This is a genomic window from Maribellus comscasis (assembly GCF_009762775.1).
In the GTDB taxonomy this organism is placed as follows: domain Bacteria; phylum Bacteroidota; class Bacteroidia; order Bacteroidales; family Prolixibacteraceae; genus Draconibacterium; species Draconibacterium comscasis.
In genome coordinates, this window is sequence record NZ_CP046401.1 from 3,611,618 (window position 1) to 3,629,964 (window position 18,347).

10 protein-coding genes are annotated in these 18,347 nt (G+C 39.2%); all 10 read left to right on the top strand.

The window, feature by feature from the left end:
* Positions 1-4: 4 nt before the first annotated feature.
* The 10 genes from GM418_RS14260 (at position 5) to GM418_RS14305 (ending at position 18,322) form a co-directional block, all read left to right on the top strand.
* Positions 5-1,066 carry an efflux RND transporter periplasmic adaptor subunit gene (locus tag GM418_RS14260; protein ID WP_158867428.1) on the top strand — a complete coding sequence of 354 codons (1,062 nt, stop codon included), beginning with the start codon at positions 5-7 and terminating at the stop codon, positions 1,064-1,066.
* Positions 1,056-4,181, top strand: coding sequence for an efflux RND transporter permease subunit (locus GM418_RS14265; RefSeq protein WP_217447793.1), 3,126 nt, complete (start codon positions 1,056-1,058; stop codon positions 4,179-4,181). Before GM418_RS14260 ends, GM418_RS14265 begins: the two co-directional genes overlap by 11 nt.
* Positions 4,171-5,172: a hypothetical protein gene (locus tag GM418_RS14270; protein WP_158867430.1), complete on the top strand. Its 1,002-nt coding sequence runs from the start codon at positions 4,171-4,173 to the stop codon at positions 5,170-5,172. The genes GM418_RS14265 and GM418_RS14270 overlap by 11 nt, the downstream gene beginning before the upstream one ends.
* 205 nt (positions 5,173-5,377) lie before the next feature.
* Positions 5,378-6,748, top strand: coding sequence for a serine hydrolase domain-containing protein (locus GM418_RS14275; protein WP_158867432.1), 1,371 nt, complete (start codon positions 5,378-5,380; stop codon positions 6,746-6,748).
* Positions 6,749-7,534: 786 nt separating this feature from the next.
* Positions 7,535-8,398 (top strand): DUF4382 domain-containing protein, encoded by an 864-nt coding sequence (locus GM418_RS14280; protein ID WP_158867434.1) that lies wholly within the window; start codon positions 7,535-7,537, stop codon positions 8,396-8,398.
* Positions 8,399-8,614: 216 nt separating this feature from the next.
* Entirely contained in the window at positions 8,615-11,230 is a 2,616-nt protein-coding gene (locus GM418_RS14285) for an alpha-L-arabinofuranosidase C-terminal domain-containing protein (RefSeq protein ID WP_158867436.1), read from the top strand.
* A 20-nt stretch (positions 11,231-11,250) separates the two neighbouring features.
* Positions 11,251-13,446: a glycoside hydrolase family 43 protein gene (locus GM418_RS14290; RefSeq protein WP_158867438.1), complete on the top strand. Its 2,196-nt coding sequence runs from the start codon at positions 11,251-11,253 to the stop codon at positions 13,444-13,446.
* 81 nt (positions 13,447-13,527) lie between these two features.
* Positions 13,528-15,612 (top strand): beta-galactosidase, encoded by a 2,085-nt coding sequence (locus GM418_RS14295; RefSeq protein WP_158867440.1) that lies wholly within the window; start codon positions 13,528-13,530, stop codon positions 15,610-15,612.
* A gap of 14 nt (positions 15,613-15,626) precedes the next feature.
* A complete protein-coding gene (locus tag GM418_RS14300) occupies positions 15,627-17,585 on the top strand; it encodes a glycoside hydrolase family 127 protein (RefSeq protein ID WP_158867442.1) in 1,959 nt (652 codons plus the stop codon).
* 134 nt (positions 17,586-17,719) lie between these two features.
* Positions 17,720-18,322 carry an RNA polymerase sigma factor gene (locus tag GM418_RS14305; RefSeq protein ID WP_158867444.1) on the top strand — a complete coding sequence of 201 codons (603 nt, stop codon included), beginning with the start codon at positions 17,720-17,722 and terminating at the stop codon, positions 18,320-18,322.
* Positions 18,323-18,347: the final 25 nt, after the last annotated feature.

The following is an 18,347-nucleotide window of genomic DNA, read 5'->3' on the forward strand; positions in this document are numbered from 1 at the left end:
GAATATGAAACGTAATAAAATCATTATTATAGCTGTTGTCGTTGTTGCAGTTGGCGCGATAACAGCCACTTTGTTTTCAAACAAACAAAAGCTGGATGAGGCAAATAAAGTTATCGACCGTTCGGAAATTCCGGTTACTGTTACCTCCTTCAAAACAAAAATTGGAAGCTTGACCTCGCAAACCGTTTTGCCGGCACAGTTAAATCCGGTGGAAGAAGCAACGGTGAGCGCCGAAGTTTCAGGAATGATAAGTTCGCTAAAAATTGATTTGGGGACCAAAGTCAGGAAAGATGAAGTTGTTGGCACGATTGACACCCGAATTCAACAACTGAATTTACAATCCACTTTGCTTTTAAAAGAAAAATTGAAGGATGATTACAAACGGGCGGCCGATTTGTATGAAGGAAAGGCAACTACCGAAGTGAAGTTGATAGAGTCAAAATACGCTTATGATAATGCAGAAATACAGGCGGCACAAATACAACAGCAAATTAACAATGCTAATATTACTGCTCCGATAAAAGGAACGGTAACCAGCCGGAATCTTAAAGCCGGAGAGTTTACCGGAGCGGGGAAGATTATCGCAACAATTGTAGATATTAGCCAGCTAAAAGCCACTGTTTTTGTGGATGAAACAGAAGTTTATTCCCTTAAAAACAATCAGGAAGTGGAGGTTGCTTCTTCTGCTTTTCCGGAGAAAAAAGTAACCGGTAAAATTATTTTCATCAGCCCAAGTGGAGATGAAAATCACAATTACCAGGTTGACATTTTGATGAATAATCAGCCGGAAATTTTTAAAGCCGGAACCAATGTAAATGTGACCATTTCGCTTGGCGAAAAAGAGGAGACGATTTTAATTCCAAAATGGGCGCTGGTTGCCGATAAAGAGGAACCTTATGTTTTTGTTATTCGGAATGGAAAAGCTTTCGAACGAAAAATTGTTACCGGCTTGTCGCAGGGAGAAAATGTTGAAGTTGTAGGTGGATTGGCAGCTGGAGAAGAAGTGGTTCTCTCCGGCCAGATAAATCTTACTGACGGTTCAAAAGTGAATGTTGTTGAACAATAATTCAAAAGAAGTTATGACGATTACAGAATTATCGATAAAACGTCCTTTGCTCATCACGGTAGCATTTGTTGTGATGATCCTTTTTGGAGTGCTTGGCTACCTGGGACTAAATTATGAGTTGCTTCCGAAATTCGATGCCGGGGTGATTACCGTTCGAACGGTTTATATGGGAGCATCACCTCAGGAAATAGAATCTTCGGTTACGAAACCCATTGAGGATGCGATATCTGCAACAGAAGGTGTTGATATTGTTACTTCGCGTTCCATGCAGAATATGTCTGCTATTTCCGTGCAATTAAAAAACGGAGTTGACGATGTGAATACGCAACAGGATATTGAGCGAAAAATTAACCAGATAAAATCGACACTTCCTGAAGATGCAGATGATCCGGTTGTTAACCGGGTGAGTACCGACCAGTTTCCGGTTGTTAACCTGTCGGTTTCAGCAGCAATGACCGACGCCGATTTGTACCAGATGGTTGATGAGGATATTGTTCCCATTTTGTCAAATGTTTCCGGAGTGGGGCAGATTTCAGTGATTGGTGGCGTGCAGCGCAAAGTTAAAGTACTGTTGAATAACTATAAACTGGATGCCTATAAAATTCCGGTAAGCCAGGTGTATCAGGCACTAAATGCAGCTGCTATTTCGTTGCCCGGTGGAAAAATCACCTCGCATGAGCAGGAATTTTCAGTGTGGATGGATGCCGATTTATCAACCGCCGATATGATTCGGGATATTGTTATTCGCGAAAATGCAAACGGAAGCCGGGTTCAGCTAAAGGATATTGCTGAAGTTTCAGATGCTACTTCAACGCCGGTTACCATCAACCGGATTAACGGGCAAAACGGGATTGGTCTTCAGATATATAAAACCAACAATGCCAATGCTGTTGAGGTAAGTGAAGGTGTGAAGGAAAAACTGGAAGATTTGAAAGGAGAGTACAGCTCAAAAGAATTTGCTTATGAAATTGCTTCTGACCAGTCGGATTTTACTTTGTCGGCAGCCGATGCAGTGGTTCACGATTTGTTTTTGGCAGTGATAATTGTAAGTTTTGTTATGCTGCTTTTCCTGCACAGTTTACGAAGTTCGCTGTTTGTTTTGGTGGCCATTCCATCGGCGCTCATTCCAACTTTTATTATGATGAATGTTTTTGGGTTCAGCTTAAACCTGATGACACTTACAGCACTTTCACTTGTGGTGGGTATTTTGGTTGACGACAGTATTGTAATCCTCGAAAATATTTTTCGACATCTGGAAATGGGAAAAGACAAAGTGCAGGCTGCCATTGAAGGACGTAGCGAAATTGGATTTACCGCAGTTGCCATTACTATGGTCGATTTGGTTGTGTTTATTCCGCTGGCATTTACAACGGGCTTGATTGGAAATATTATTCGCCAGTTTTCGCTTACCGTTGTTTTTTCAACCTTAATGAGTCTTTTGGTTTCGTTCACGCTAACTCCTTTGCTGGCTGCAAAATTCGGGAAACTTATTCATTTAAGTGAAGATAATCTGTGGGGTAGAATTAATCTGGGTTTTGAGCGGATTATAGATTCGATAAAAACGGTTTACGGCGATATGTTACATTGGGTTTTGCACCACAAAAGGTATTTGCTTATTTTGGTAATCGTTCTTATTGTTGGTTCGTTAGCTTTGGTTCCCACCGGATTTATAGGCAGTACTTTTATTGAAACAGGCGACAACGGGCAGTTGAGTCTTAAAATCGAATTGTCATCGGATATGTCTTTATATCAAACCAATCACGCCATGAAAAAAGCTGAGGAGGTGATTTTGTCTCATCCTGAAGTGAGGACAGCTTACAGTTTGGTCGGGACGCAAACTACAGCTGCTGGTTCGACAAACAACAGCAACTGGGGGCAGATTGATTTAACCATGATTGATAAAACAGAACGAGACATTAATGTAGATAATTTTGGGCGGCTTATCCGGGATGAGTTAGAAGAAGAAATCCCGGGAATAAAAGTTACAGCGCTTCCTATTGGCGCTACCGGTTCTGCAAATTTTCCTATTCAAATTGTTGTAAAAGGCCCGAGTTTGGATGAAGTAAAATCGAGTGCCGGGAAAATTAAAGATATTGTAGTTTCAACTCCGGGAACGGATTACGTTGATTATTCAACACAAGGAGAACGTAAACAGGTGCAAATAGAACCCGACAGAGATAAACTCAGTTCCATGGGTTTTACAACACAGGATATCGCGCAGTACCTTAATTTGTCGTTCAATGGAAATGACAATATAAAAATGAAAGAGGAAGGCGATGAATATGAGATTAATTTTATCATGAACGACAGTTACAAGCAGAACGTTGATGATGTTGAAAATTTGGCCATCACAAATAAAATGGGAAAAGTTGTTCGTTTAAGTCAGCTTGCAGATATTGATGTAGTTTCCGCCTCGGCTGTGTTGGAGCGAACCAATCGGTTGCCTTCGATGACGATTACTTCAGCGGCTGTTGGTCGTCCATCCGGGTCTATCGTTGCTGATATTCAGGAAAAAATTGAGCAGACAGAATTGCCATCATCCATTTCAATTGAATATTTGGGAGACCAGAAAAGACAAACAGAAGCATTCTCCAGTTTGGGAGCAGCTCTGATTATCGGGATATTACTTATTTACTTTATAATGGTAGCATTGTACGAAAGTTTGGTTTACCCGTTTGTAGTGTTGTTTTCTATTCCGGTAGCAACAATTGGGGCTTTTTTGGCGCTGGGATTAACCATGAATAACCTTAGTATTTTCACCATCAGCGGAATTATTATGCTGCTGGGACTGGTAGCTAAAAATGGTATTCTGATTGTTGATTTTGCCAACCACATAAAAGAACAGGGACTCACACTTACTGAAGTTGTGGTTGAAGCCGGGAAAGAACGCTTGCGTCCAATTATTATGACAACCGTTGCTATGATTCTGGGAATGTTGCCTCTGGCGATTTCAAATAGTTTAGGCTCGGAATTTAAAAGCGGAATGGCCTGGGTTCTTATTGGCGGACTGAGCAGCTCGTTACTGTTTACATTGTTTTTGGTTCCAAGCGTTTATATGATTGTGGAAAAAATGAAAATTCGTTTTTCATCTAAAAAGAAGACAAATGAAGTTTAAAAATTTAATGGTATTGCTTCCGCTGTTTTCGTATTTGCAGGTGCTTTCGCAAAAAGAATCAGCTGATATTGACACTACTCAGATTCCGGTGCAGCTGATTCTTAATATGCCAAAATTGTTTGATATTGAATATTCTTATCATTCACCTGTGGAGCAGACATTTGTTTCAAGAGACGGGGATTCATTTAAAACCAATTCGTATAACAGTCGTGTTTTGTCAATGAATTTGAATTATCCCTTATTACAGACCACAAAAGGATTTCGGCTTATGCTAAGCAGTCAGTATAGTTACTTTGAAATGCCCGGAGCCGAGTTGACAACAGAACAAACATCGTTGACTTATCCTATGCCGAATCATACATCTTATGCCCGATTGTCTGTTTTAGGTTCTCAGCGGTTAAAAATTGGAACGCGCAATTTGGTTTTGGTTTCACGTTTATCGATGACCGGACTCCAGTTTTGGTCGCTCGACCAGTTTACAGGAATCGTGTCGGCGTCGTTTCCTTTTAAAAATACGCAGCAAGGTTCTTTTGCCGTGGGATTGTTTTTATTGTTTCCACAGTCGTATTATCCTTTTACGGTTATTCCGTCGTTTAGCTATTCAAAAAAGCTGGATAATAACTTTATTCTGGATGTATCTTTTCCATTGCATTTTCAAATGCACTATTTGTACAATGATAAATTTAATATAAAAGGCGGCTGCAAACTCGTGCAATACGGGAATTTAAGGTATAACGACGTTGGATATTCATCAATGGATCTTGATGTTTTTGAACCCAAGTTTGCATTTTTCGGAGCTTCGGAAATGCGATTGAGCAAAATGGTTTGGCTTTCTGCTGAGATGGGATACCAAAGAAAGTTGTCATCAAAAGTGGTAGAACATGGGAATAACATCGACGATTATTTATATAAATCGAAAAGTTACGGTTCGTTTTACGGAAGTGTTGGTTTATTTCTCCGACCTTCATTCAAAAAGATTTTAAACAGATAGCAGAAAAGGAAAGCTGGAAAAACGCCCCAGTCGGATTATATCGATTTTGTATGTTTTCTGTAGTATTTATTGTGGCTGTAGTGCCATCTTGATTGGGGGATTCTTCGTTTGAGCGGGGCGGTTAAACGTCCTGCCAAACGGAGATTTATTAATGAGAAGTTCTAAAATATTTCTATTTTTAGTTGAAAATCAAAATCAAGTGAAAATGAAACGAAATCGTGTCAAAAGAGGCATCCTGTTTTTTGTTGTTGTTTTGATTGCAGCTGTAGTTTGGTTTGTGTGGCCACGATTGCCAATAATTACTGCTTTTGCAGCAAAAGGAATGTGTTCAAGTATTTTTCTTGCAGATAAAGAGCAGGCACGCGTGCAGGCTGAAGACCTGTCTTTTTTTCCGATAAGTTTGGCAAAATCGGTAGTTGATTTCGATGAAAAATCGGTAACCTCCACCGTTTTTGGTCTGGCAAAACGAAAAGCAATTTACCGGGAAGGTTTAGGCGCGGTGCTGGTTTTGGATACGCCGGAAAATGAATTAAAAAAATTTGAATTTCAATTTCCCACTCCGGAATATTCACAGGATACAATTTTTTGGCCCAAAGGTGATTTACTTCCCGATACTTTGCCGGAAGGTTTGAATACCGTGCGGTTGAATGAATTGCTTGACACCTGTTTTGATGCGCCGGGTAGTGAACCTTTCAAAAAAACATTGGGTATTGCAGTGGTTTTTAATAACCAGTTGGTTGCCGAGAAATACTTGGATGGCTACGATTATAAAACAATGTTTCACGGTTGGTCAATGACAAAAACCATCACCGGAGTATTGGCGGGTATTTTAGCCGACGAAGGTAAACTAACGGTGGATGAGCCGGCTGGTTTTCCTGAATGGAATGAAGATCAGCATAAAAATATTTCGGTGAAAGATATTATTCAAATGTCATCCGGTCTCGATTGGTACGAAAATTATTTCACCATTTCAGATGCTACGGTAATGTTGATGCAAAACGATGATATGTTGGCTTCTATTCTTGATAATAAAGTGAAATATGAGCCTGGAACTTACTGGAATTATTCATCGGGAGATGCAAATTTGCTTTCAGGGATTATTCGCAACCGAATGAATAACGATGAATCGTACCATAAATTTATATATACAAAGTTACTGTATCCAACAGGGATGTTGCACACCAAAGTTGAGACAGATGCTGCGGGACTTTTTGTGGCCTCTTCTTACAGTTACGGTTCTACACGCGACTGGGCCAGGTTTGGAATGCTTTTTTTGAATGATGGAATTTTTGCAGGTGATACCGTTATTTCAAAAAGTTGGGTCGATTTTATGAAAACTCCTGCCAAAGCTTCCAATGGGAATTATGCCGGAACATTCTGGTTAAAAGAATCAAACCCGGAACAAGCGCTTAAAGATGTTCCGGAAGATGTGTTTTTTGCTGATGGTTTTCTTGGTCAGCGGATTTATGTAATTCCTTCCAAAAAATTGGTTGTTGTTCGAATGGGATATGGCTATTCGAATTTTGATCTAAATAATCTTCTTGGCGGGATTATTAAAACATTACCTGTGGAATAGGGTTCATTCTCTTGTTATATCACTTTTTGAAAGCGTCTTTCAGATAAAGATAAATTACATACTTATGAGCATACTCCCAAATTTTACGACGAGAGTAAAAAAAATAAGAATAAATACACCATAAAGGATTGTTCTGCTCGATTTTATATTTTTTGCCATTCTTTTAATAATATAAAAAAAAGGGCAACTTTAAGTTGCCCCGATAAGTGGACGTTTAAATGTGTTGTGGTAATGGTCGGGGCAAAACTATAAATAATAAATATGTTAATAGTTTATTTTAGAATTTTATTAGAATATTTTAGAAAAATCAGCAAAAATATCTCTTTGTGTCAGTATAATTTACCTCTTCTGTCAGAAAGTTTAATGACATGTAGTTCTTTGTTACTAACGGTTCTTGTTAATTTGTTTTTGACGAAGTTTAATTTGAAGGGATAATTTATCTTGTTGGAATTTTTTTAGAGGTTATTAGAAAATAAGACGAGATATAATGTTTTGTTTTTGGATAACAATTTTACTGTTTTAATTGTTGAATATATTACAGATTGAAGGCAATTTAGCGATGAAAGGTATTATAAATACTTTAAAAGGATTTCTTGAATTTGATGATATAATTAATAATATTCTATTATCAAAATGAGAATTAATTATCATTTTGATTGGAAAATATTTTGTGTGCTTTTTGTAAATGTCTGATATCGTGTATCTTTTTGTGGCTTTTAGAGTTTTTGCACAGTGATTGTAATGGTGTTTGATATTTAGAAAAATTAATAAAAGATTTCTAGTATTATGAGAAAACTTAAATTTATTATTATCGGAATAGTAGTTAGTATTGCAATGATAAGTTGTAATAATAACGATGAAAAAATTTCAATGGATGGCAAAGGGAGAATTAATGTTCATCTTACGGATTCACCCTTTCCTGTTGGCTTAATCAGTCACACTTACGTAACAATTGATAGAGTCGAAATTCGGCAAAAAACGGAAGTTGACATGGAAGAAAGCGATGACACTTTTTTAGTGCTAAGCGAAGAAACTATGGTTGTCGACTTGCTTGAGTTAACCAACGGAATAACTGAACAAATTGCTTCTGTAGATCTCGAAGCAGGGTATTACGATATGTTAAGACTTCGTGTTACTGACGCAACAGTTGTTCTTACTAACGGTTCTGAATTTGATTTAAAAGTACCAAGTGGCTCATCCAGTGGACTAAAAGTGAAAATTCAGCCGGAGATTTATCTCGAAGAGGGGCAAACTTCTGATGTTTTGCTTGATTTTGATGTAAGCAAATCGTTTGTAGTAAAAGGCCCGTTGGATAATATTAAGGGATTTAACTTTAAGCCGGTTGTTCGGGGCGTGTATATGGGAGCAGCCGGGCGTATCGAAGGAAATGTAACTGATACGCTTGAAGCACCTCTCGAAGATGTAATGGTGAAAGCCTGGTTAATTTCGGAAATGGAAAATAGTAATCTGGAAGAAGATTCAACTTATGTGTCTTCGTTTACTGATGAGTTTGGCGATTATAAAATTATCGGACTCAGAGAAGGAACATATACAGTTGTTTGCGAGATAGAAGGATATGAAAGCGATACATTAAATAATGTGTCCGTAATTGCCGGTGAGGCGGTTTCAGTAGATTTTGAATTAAAGTAATTTTTGGGGTTCTGGAGATTTGAACAAAGTAGTTCTTACATTTTGTTGAGACCCTGGTATTCAGTTTTTATGCTCATAATTACTGAAGCCAGGGTTTTTTAGTTTCTGTTTTTTTCATCTATTGGAAAAGTAAATGACAGGAAGCGAATGAAACTTTAAAGTGTATGTTGGACACTTCCGAACATTTAATTATCTTCGCTTCAAATCTTTTGCCTGATGAAATCAATAAAATTGCCAATTTTTCTTTTATTCATTTTTTCATTTTTCTGCAATGAAGCAGGTGCCGACGAACCTGATTCGGCTTATATTTTTGCTTACACCACACACAAACAAAATAATACCGCAGGTTTGCACTATGCATGGAGTGTAGATCGTGAAAACTGGTTTGGGATCGGGCCGGAGTTTCGCTTTTTGGCGAGTGATTTTGGTCGATGGGGAACTCAGAAAAAAATTATTAACCCAATACTGTTTCAAGATGAAGAAGGATTGTATCATTGTTTATGGACATTGAACGATGATGTGGGGCAATTTGCACACGCTGCTTCCGAAGATCTTTATCAATGGAAACGTCAGTCATATCCTCAGGTAATGGGAAATGGCAATGTCCTAAACCTGGAAGTTTCTTCAGACAAAAAAAATAATAGATATTTAGTTACCTGGGAAAGTGAAATCGACGGAGAACTCAAACGATTCAAAACAACTACAACTGACTTTAAAAATTATTCTGAAACTACCGGAATTATTAAAGACAAGCGGCTGGGGCTCCGCGAAACTGTAAGGATCGACGGTGAATTACAAACAGGTACGGTCAAAAAAATTTCATGGAAAACGATTGATGGTCTGATAAAATGGTACGAATGGAGCCAGTTTCACAGTATGGAGAGGGCTGATAATATGCGTAAAGACCAGGAACGCTTCAAAGACCTCAGGAAAGTGGATGCTTCCATCAAGCTAATACCAGAAAGAAGTAAAAAGATCAGTGATAAGCTGGTTGGAATATTTTTCGAAGATATCAGTTATGCAGCTGACGGTGGTTTGTATGCCGAGTTAGTGCAGAATCGTGGATTTGAATATGCTCTTAGCGATAAGAGCGGAAACGATCCATCCTGGAACAGTTACAAAGCCTGGTCGTTGAATGGAGAAAATGCATCATTTAAAATAGATTCTGTTTCACCTATTCATGAGAATAACAAACATTTTGTTGTGCTTGAAATAGCGGAAATTGGTGCGGCCTTGGTTAACGAAGGATTTGACGGGATTGCTGTAAAAGAAGGGAATCGTTACGATTTTTCGGTTTTTGCCAAAATAATGGAGCCCAAAAAAGGAAAACTGCTTATTCGATTGACCGACGAAAATAATAAAGTAATTGCTGAAACAAGAACAAAATCGATTGCAACCACATGGAAAAAATATGAAGCTGTTCTCACTGTAAACAAGACGGTTGATAATGCGAAATTAGAAGTCGTTCCTGAGTTTAACGGAAAAGTTGCTTTGGATATGATTTCTCTTTTTCCGCAAAATACTTTTAAAGGGAGAAAAAATGGTTTACGAGAAGACCTGGCACAGGCCATAGCAGATATCCATCCAAAGTTTGTTCGTTTTCCCGGTGGATGTGTCGCTCATGGCGACGGACTTCATAACATGTATCGCTGGAACCGGACAGTTGGGCCGCTGGAAACACGGGTTCCGCAACGAAATATTTGGAACTATCATCAGTCAGCAGGTTTGGGGTATTTTGAATACTTTCAATTTTGCGAAGATATCGGGGCTGAGCCTCTTCCTGTGTTGCCGGCAGGAGTGCCTTGCCAGAATTCGGGAACTTGCGGGCATGGTCAACAAGGTGGGATTCCTATGGCCGAAATGGATGAATATGTGCAGGAAGTACTTGATTTGATTGAATGGGCAAACGGAGACAAAAATACAAAGTGGGGCAGAATTCGCGCAGAAGCTGGTCATCCGGAGCCTTTTAACTTAAAATATATCGGTATCGGAAATGAAGATTTAATAACTGATATATTTGAAGAGAGATTTACTATGATTTTTAACGCCCTCAAAGAGAAACATCCGGAAATAGTTGTGATAGGAACCGTTGGTCCTTTTTATACCGGAACTGATTATGAGGAGGGCTGGGACATAGCTACCAAACTTCAGGTACCAATGGTTGATGAACATTATTACCAACCTCCGGGCTGGTTTATTCATAACCAGGATTTTTATGACCGCTACGATCGCTCAAAATCCAAAGTGTACCTGGGAGAATATGCAGCACACTTACCCGGAAGGCCGAACAATATTGAAACAGCACTGTCCGAAGCATTGTACATGACAACACTGGAGAGAAACGGAGATATCGTGGAAATGTCATCCTATGCACCACTCCTTGCCAAGGAAGAACACATAAACTGGGCTCCGGATCTTATTTATTTCAATAATACGGAAGTAAAACCAACTGTTGGCTATTACGTACAAAAACTTTTTGGACAAAATTCAGGTGAAACCTATATCCCTGCTGAAATTCAGTTATCTGAAAATAGGGAAGATATAAAAAAGCGGGTTGCTGTTTCAGTGGTTCAGGATAACGCAACAAATGATGTAATTGTAAAACTGGTTAATCTGTTGCCTGCTGAAGTAAACGCAAATTTGGATTTTACAGACATTAATATCGCTGATTCTGAGGCCGGTTTAACTGTTTTAAAAGGAAAGCCGGAAGATAAAAGCGCCTTGCCTTCAACCACTAAAATTTCTGTAGATTCTGAGTTTGAATACAAATTGCCAGGTTATTCATTTTCTGTAATCAGAATAAGAACCAATTCAATTAAAAATACTGACTAAACAAAAAAAGACAATTTAATATGAAAAAAACGAACGAAATAAAAGCTTTCCGCTTATCCCGGTTACGGTGGGTAATGATTCTGTCTTTTTTATTCCTTATTTCTTGCGAAAATATCAAATCGACGAATGAGCAGTTCGCTGGTTATATGTTTGTTTATTTCACCGGCAATGAACCGGGAGAAGAAGCAATCCGTGTGGCTGTGAGCACCGATGGTTATAATTACCGGGCATTAAATGATAACGAGCCGATTTTAAATTCAAAAAATATAAGTAGCTCCGGTGGTGTGCGCGATCCCCACATTTTACGAGGCGCTGACGGGAAGGCGTTTTATATGGTTGCAACCGACTTGTATGTGCCCGGGCAGGGATGGAACAACTATGCCATGATTTTGTTAAAATCGACCAATCTCATAGATTGGTCGGGTTCTGTAGTAAACATCCCGGAAACTTTTCCTGGTGAGTTTAGCGACGTCAATCGGGTGTGGGCGCCCCAAACTATATATGATGAGAAATCAGAAAAATTCATGATTTACTTTTCGATGAAAAAGGATGACGGGCCGGATATTATTTACTATGCTTTCGCAAATAAGGATTTCACTGGCCTGGAAGGTGCTCCAAAGCAGCTGTATTTTCCTCCTGCGGAAAGTAACACGAAAGCTTGTATTGATGGTGACATCATTCCTTTTCACGGGAAATATTATTTGTTTCATAAGGCTGAAGATGGCGATCCGGGCATAAAACTAGCCGTCTCAGATAATTTAACCGAAGGCTACCGGTTGGTGAGCGACAAGCGTGTTGATCTGGAAACTCGTCCGGTAGAAGGAAGTGGAATTTTTAAGTTGAATAGTTCCGACGAGTGGATCTTAATGTACGATGTATACACAAGCGGACGCTATCAGTTTACCAAAAGCTCCGATTTGCAGAATTTTTCTGTGGTTGATGAGGAGGTTTCAATGAATTTTCATCCGCGTCACGGTACGGTGATGCCAGTTACGGGAAATGAATTAAAGCGGCTGATCAGTTATTGGGGACGTTTTGATGATTTGCTGGCTGAAGCCACTTCTTCCGGATTAAAACATCTAAATGTTGTATTCGACGGAGAAAACAAAATCATTCATTTGCCGGTAAAACGAAGTGTTGACTTGTCCGGTTTTGATCCTCAGTTTAGATGTTTTCCAGGAATATCAGTTGCTCCCGAAGGGCGGCAGGATTTTACCAAAGGTCCAGTTGCTTATACTTTTACAATTGAAGGACAAGGAGATGTTGTTTACCAGGTGAGCGCTTCAGAAGACCACAATCCTGTTCTGGAGGGCTATTACGCCGACCCGGATATTTTGTATTCCGAAAAAACAGGTAAATATTACATTTATCCCACTACCGATGGCTTTAACAACTGGTCGGGATATTACTTTAAAACATTTTCGTCGGATAATTTGGTCGACTGGACCGACAAAGGAACTATTCTTGACCTGAAAAAGGATGTGAACTGGGCAAATAGAAATGCATGGGCACCCTGTATTATCGAAAAGAAAATTGATGGAGAGTACAAATATTTCTACTATTTCACGGCAGCACAAAAAATAGGTGTTGCTGTAGCTGATAGCCCAACAGGCCCATTTAAAGACAGCGGCAATGCGCTAATCGATTATAAACCAGAGGGAGTAACCGGAGGTCAGGAAATAGATCCGGATGTGTTTACAGACCCGGAAACCGGCAAGAGTTATCTGTATTGGGGAAATGGCTACATGGCAGGTGCTGAATTAAATAACGATATGATTTCAATTAATAAAGCTACATTAAAAACGTTTAACATTGATAACACCTACCGCGAAGGAACCTATGTAATTTACAGAAATGGTACCTATTATTTTATGTGGTCGGAAGACGATACCCGCAGCCCGAATTATAAAGTTCGTTACGGAACATCAGATTCGCCGTTGGGGAAACTTACAATTCCTCAAGATAATATTGTCATTCAGCGCGATTCTTTAACAGACATTTTTGCCACCGGTCATAATTCAGCTATTCAGATTCCTGGTAAAGATGAATGGTTTCTTGTTTATCACCGTTTTACTTATCCGAAAGGAGTTGAAATGGGACGTTCGGGAGGTTTTCATCGCGAAGTATGTATCGACAAGCTGGAGTTTGATGCAGATGGAAAAATCAAAGAGGTAAAACCAACGTTGAACGGTATTGAACCCTTGAAGTTAGACTAAAGATATACTTTGATAAAATTTAGTATCACGGAATTTATTTTGAAATTTAATTTTTAATAGTGCCAATCTAAACCGAGAATAATGAAACGTTTATTTATAATTATTGCTGTCCTTGTTTCGAACCATGTTTTTTCGCAAGTTCAGTTTGATAATATCCTGTACGGCGTAGCGTATTATCATGAATACATGCCTGCCGAGCGCCTTGATGAAGATGTTAAAATGATGAAAGAAGCCGGTATTTCGGTCGTGCGCGTTGGCGAATCTACCTGGAGTTTATTTGAACCTCGCGAGGGTGAGTTTGAATTCGCCTGGATGGACAGAATAATCGACAAATTTTACGATGCCGGTATAAAAGTTATTCTTGGAACTCCAACCTATTCAATTCCTGCCTGGTTGTGGCACAAACATCCGGAAGTTCTGCTGGAATACCAAAATGGAGGGAAGGCTTATTATGGTATTCGCCAAAATATGGATATCACAAACCCAACTTATTTATTTTATAGCGAGCGGATTATCCGGAAAATGATGGAGCACTACGCACAACATCCGGGAATAATTGGTTACCAGGTTGATAACGAAACCACGTCGCGGGGTGTGAACAATTATGATTTCCAGGTGGGTTTTGTAAATTATCTGAAAAAGAAGTTTGATACGACTGAAAATCTCAATAAAATCTGGGGTTTAAATTACTGGGGAATGACCATTGACGGATGGGAAGAACTAGCTCCTCGTGATGGAATCACGAATACAGGTTATAAACTCGAATGGGAGCGTTACAACCGGAAAGCTGTTGCTGATTTTTTAAAATGGCAATCGGCGATCGTTCGGGAATATAAACGCGACGACCAGTTTATTACCCAATGTTTTATGCCTGCTGTTCAGGATATTGACCAACATGAGTCTTCTGAATTGATGGATCTTATGGCTGTAAATGTGTATCACGGCCAGCAGGATGATTTAACCGGAAATGAGATTGCTTTTGCCGGAGACTATTTCAGATCGGTGAAACATGAAAATTATTTGATAACTGAAACAAACGCGCAAACCATTGGGTGGAACTCGCGTATTCAGCAGCCACCTTATCCGGGGCAGATGCGACAAAATGTTTATGCCCATCTTGGTTCCGGGGCAAATATGGTTGAATACTGGCACTGGCATTCTATCCATTACGGACAGGAGATTTACTGGAAGGGAGTGCTTTCGCATGATTTGCAGCCTAACAGGGCTTATGCCGAAGTATCAAAAACAGCACATGAACTGGAACGCATAGGTAAAAAACTGGTGAACCTGAAAAAGGAAAATAAAGTCGCTATTTTGTACAGCCACGATTCGAATCATGCGCTTAATATCATGCCCTTTGATCAAGGGGGAAATGCCTGGGGAAGCACCAATAATAATTTTTATACCAATGATTTGGTAAAACAATTTCATAAAATTTTATACCGGAATAATGTTGGTGTGGATTTTATTTTTTCCGAAAATCCTGAATTTGAAAAATACAGTCTGGTAATTATTCCTTCTTTATATATAGCAAGCGATAAACTTCTTGAACAAATAAGTGATTTTATAAAAAATGGGGGACACGTTGTTTTACAATTCAAAAGTGGATTCTGCGATGAAAATTCGATGGTTCGCCCCATGTTGGCTCCCGGTCCTCTTCGTGAAGCGTGCGGGTTTTATTATCAGGAATTTACCAACTTCAAAGAAATGAGCTTAAAGGATGATCCTTTCGAAGTAAGGGAAAACGAAAATAAAGTGAATACATGGGCTGAATATATTATTCCTGAAACAGCCAGGCCGCTGGCCTTTTACAAACACTGGTTTTTCGAAAAATTTCCCGCAATAACCCTTAATAATTTTGGTGAAGGAACATTGCTTTATGAAGGCTGTATGGTTTCTGATTCCATTCAGGAGAAAATAGTGATGGATGCCGTTGATCGCTCGGGAATAAGAACTCCGGATCAGGATAGTCACTGGCCGCTAATTACAAAATCAGGAACAAATAACGATGGCAATACCATCCGGTATTATTATAATTATTCATCCCGGGCAGCTACGTTTTTGTATCCCTATAAAGGAGGTACTGAGCTTATTTCGGGCAAAAAAGTGGAGGGACAGGAAAAACTGATAATTAATCCATGGGATTTACTCATTATTGAAGAATAGCAAAACTAAATACAATGAAGACACATTATTATTTGATAATCTTATCGATTTTGTTTTTTTGGGGTTGTTCAACACCAAAGGAAGAGCCGCTTCAAAAACATGCCGACTATCCCATTAGCGGAGTTCCTTTTAGCAAGGTTCAAATTAATGATAATTTTTGGTTGCCAAAGATCGAAACCAACCGCACAGCTACCATTCCGGCATCTTTTCAGAAGTGTGAAGAAACAGGCCGCCTGGATAATTTCCTCATTGCCGGTGGAAAAATGGAGGGTTCAGTAAAAGGTGAAATGCCTTTTGATGATACCGATGTATATAAAATAATTGAGGGAGCATCCTATTCAATGAGTACAATCCCGGATCCAAAACTGGATGACTATGTTGACTCACTGATTGAGATTATTGCTATCGGGCAGGAAGAAGACGGTTATTTAACCACTTATAAAACCATTGACACAACCAAAGCTCCGGCAGGCTGGTGTCCCGCCGGGGGAAGATGGCAAAATCTGTCGTGCAGCCACGAGTTGTACAACAGCGGGCATATGTTTGAAGCCGCAGTTGCACACTATCTTGCAACCGGGAAAAGAAATTTTCTGGATATTGCCATAAAAAACGCCGACCTCCTGGTTTCTGTTTTTGGAGCCGGGAAAAACGAACAGGTGCCTGGTCATCAGATTGTGGAAACCGGCTTAATAAAACTTTATCTGCTTACCGGAAAAAAAGAATACCTCGACTTATCCCGTCATTTTCTTGACAACAGGGGCGACAGCAGCAAGCGTGAATTATGGGGACCATACAACCAGGATCATAAACCCGTGACAGAACAGGATGAGGCAGTTGGACATGCTGTTCGTGCCGGATATATGTACGCCGGAATGACAGATATTGCGGCGCTGTATAACGATGGGGCGTATGAAAATGCTGTAGATAGGATTTGGGAGAATGTGGTTACAAAAAAAATATACATCACCGGGGGAATTGGTTCGTTGCACGACGGAGAAGCTTTTGGCGAAAACTACGAGTTACCAAATCTGACAGCGTACAATGAAACCTGCGCAGCCATAGCAAATGTCTATTGGAATTACAGGATGTTTTTACTTCACGGCGATTCAAAATATATTGATGTTCTGGAAAGGAGCCTCTACAACGGAGTAATTTCCGGCGTTGCGCTCGACGGAAAAACCTTTTTTTATCCCAATCCTTTACAGTGCGATATGCACTATCATTTTAACAGTGGAGGCAGTTTAAGCCGCGAACCCTGGTTCGACTGCTCGTGTTGCCCTACAAACCTATGCCGTTTTATGCCATCTGTTCCCGGATACATTTATGCACATAAAGAAGATGATTTGTATGTGAACCTCTATGTCCAGAGTTCAACGGAAGTGCAGTTGGATAATGGTTCGGTGAAAGTTAAACAAAAAACTGAATATCCCTGGGAGGGCGATGTAGAGTTGACCATCTTGCCTCAGAATAAATCTGAATTTACAATTAAATTGAGAATTCCGGGTTGGTCAGTAAATCAGCCACTTCCGGGAGACCTGTATTCTTATTTGAATCCTTTGGAAAATAAACCGGTTATAACCGTTAACGGCGAGAAGGTAAATTTCGATATAGAAAAGGGCTATGCCGTTTTAACACGTGAGTGGGAGTTAAATAATAAAATCGAAATTTTTCTTCCTATGGAAGTAAAAAAAGTAAGAGCAAATGAAAAAGTTGAAGATGATCTGGGAAAACTGGCAATTGAACGCGGACCTATTGTTTATTGTGTTGAAGAAAAAGACAACCCGGATATTGAGGAACTGCAGATTTCTGAAAATACCCGGTTTGCATCAAGCTTTAATCCGGAGTTGCTAAGCGGTATAGAAGTTATTAATACTTCCGGTAATTCCACAAACGAAGTTTTTAAAGCAATCCCGTATTACGTTTGGAACAACCGGGGGGCAAACAAAATGAGTGTTTGGCTGAGTGAAAATTAGAATCAGCTCCCAATTGGTAATAAAAAAATGTAGCCTTTTTTACTCAATTTTTTTACTGAACAGTGCATTTGCAGGATATTAACTTTTTGTAAAATAAATGTAAATAGTACGTTTTTTCTTTTAAATTTGACCTGATGTTCGATGTTCAGGTTAAAAAGAGACTTAAGAACGGAGATCCAAGTGCCTACAAAGAGGTTTTCCGTTTATTGTATCCCCGTTTAAAGGGATACTGCAGGCTGTTTATTAGCGATGAACATGAAGCAGAGGATATTATTCAGGAAGGTTTTTTAACGCTTTGGGAAAAAAGAAATACGATTCAACCCGAAAATTCAGTCGAGAATCTTTTGTTTGTCATGGTTCGAAATCGTTGTCTGAACCGGATAAAAAAACAAAAACTTGAGGAAGTTAATGCAGATTTGGAGACAAATATTCCAAGTGAGAATCAATTTTTATATCAGATAGATTTTTCAGGGAAAGAGGACAAAAGCCTTGAAGAATTGATGATTGAATCGTTTCAGCAGGCGGTTGATGAACTCCCGGAAAAAATGCAATTTGTATATAAGAAATGTAAAATAGAAGGAAGAAAGCAGAAGGAGATTGCCGAAGAGCTGGGCGTTACTGTAAAAGCCATTGAAAAACACATTTCAAAAGCAAAACACAATATCAGACAAAAACTGCTACTACAGTATCCTTCAATGGTTTTACTTATCTCTTTGTTGATCGGTAATTTGAAATAATCGCAAGTAGTACAAGATAAGATAT

Bases quoted from the DNA above. Each gene is read 5' to 3' on its own strand.
- GM418_RS14260 (WP_158867428.1), top strand. From the start codon at position 5: ATGAAACGTAATAAAATCATTATTATAGCTGTTGTCGTTGTTGCAGTT.
- GM418_RS14270 (WP_158867430.1), top strand. From the start codon at position 4,171: ATGAAGTTTAAAAATTTAATGGTATTGCTTCCGCTGTTTTCGTATTTG.
- GM418_RS14275 (WP_158867432.1), top strand. From the start codon at position 5,378: ATGAAACGAAATCGTGTCAAAAGAGGCATCCTGTTTTTTGTTGTTGTT.
- GM418_RS14280 (WP_158867434.1), top strand. From the start codon at position 7,535: ATGAGAAAACTTAAATTTATTATTATCGGAATAGTAGTTAGTATTGCA.
- GM418_RS14285 (WP_158867436.1), top strand. From the start codon at position 8,615: ATGAAATCAATAAAATTGCCAATTTTTCTTTTATTCATTTTTTCATTT.
- GM418_RS14290 (WP_158867438.1), top strand. From the start codon at position 11,251: ATGAAAAAAACGAACGAAATAAAAGCTTTCCGCTTATCCCGGTTACGG.
- GM418_RS14295 (WP_158867440.1), top strand. From the start codon at position 13,528: ATGAAACGTTTATTTATAATTATTGCTGTCCTTGTTTCGAACCATGTT.
- GM418_RS14300 (WP_158867442.1), top strand. From the start codon at position 15,627: ATGAAGACACATTATTATTTGATAATCTTATCGATTTTGTTTTTTTGG.
- GM418_RS14305 (WP_158867444.1), top strand. From the start codon at position 17,720: ATGTTCGATGTTCAGGTTAAAAAGAGACTTAAGAACGGAGATCCAAGT.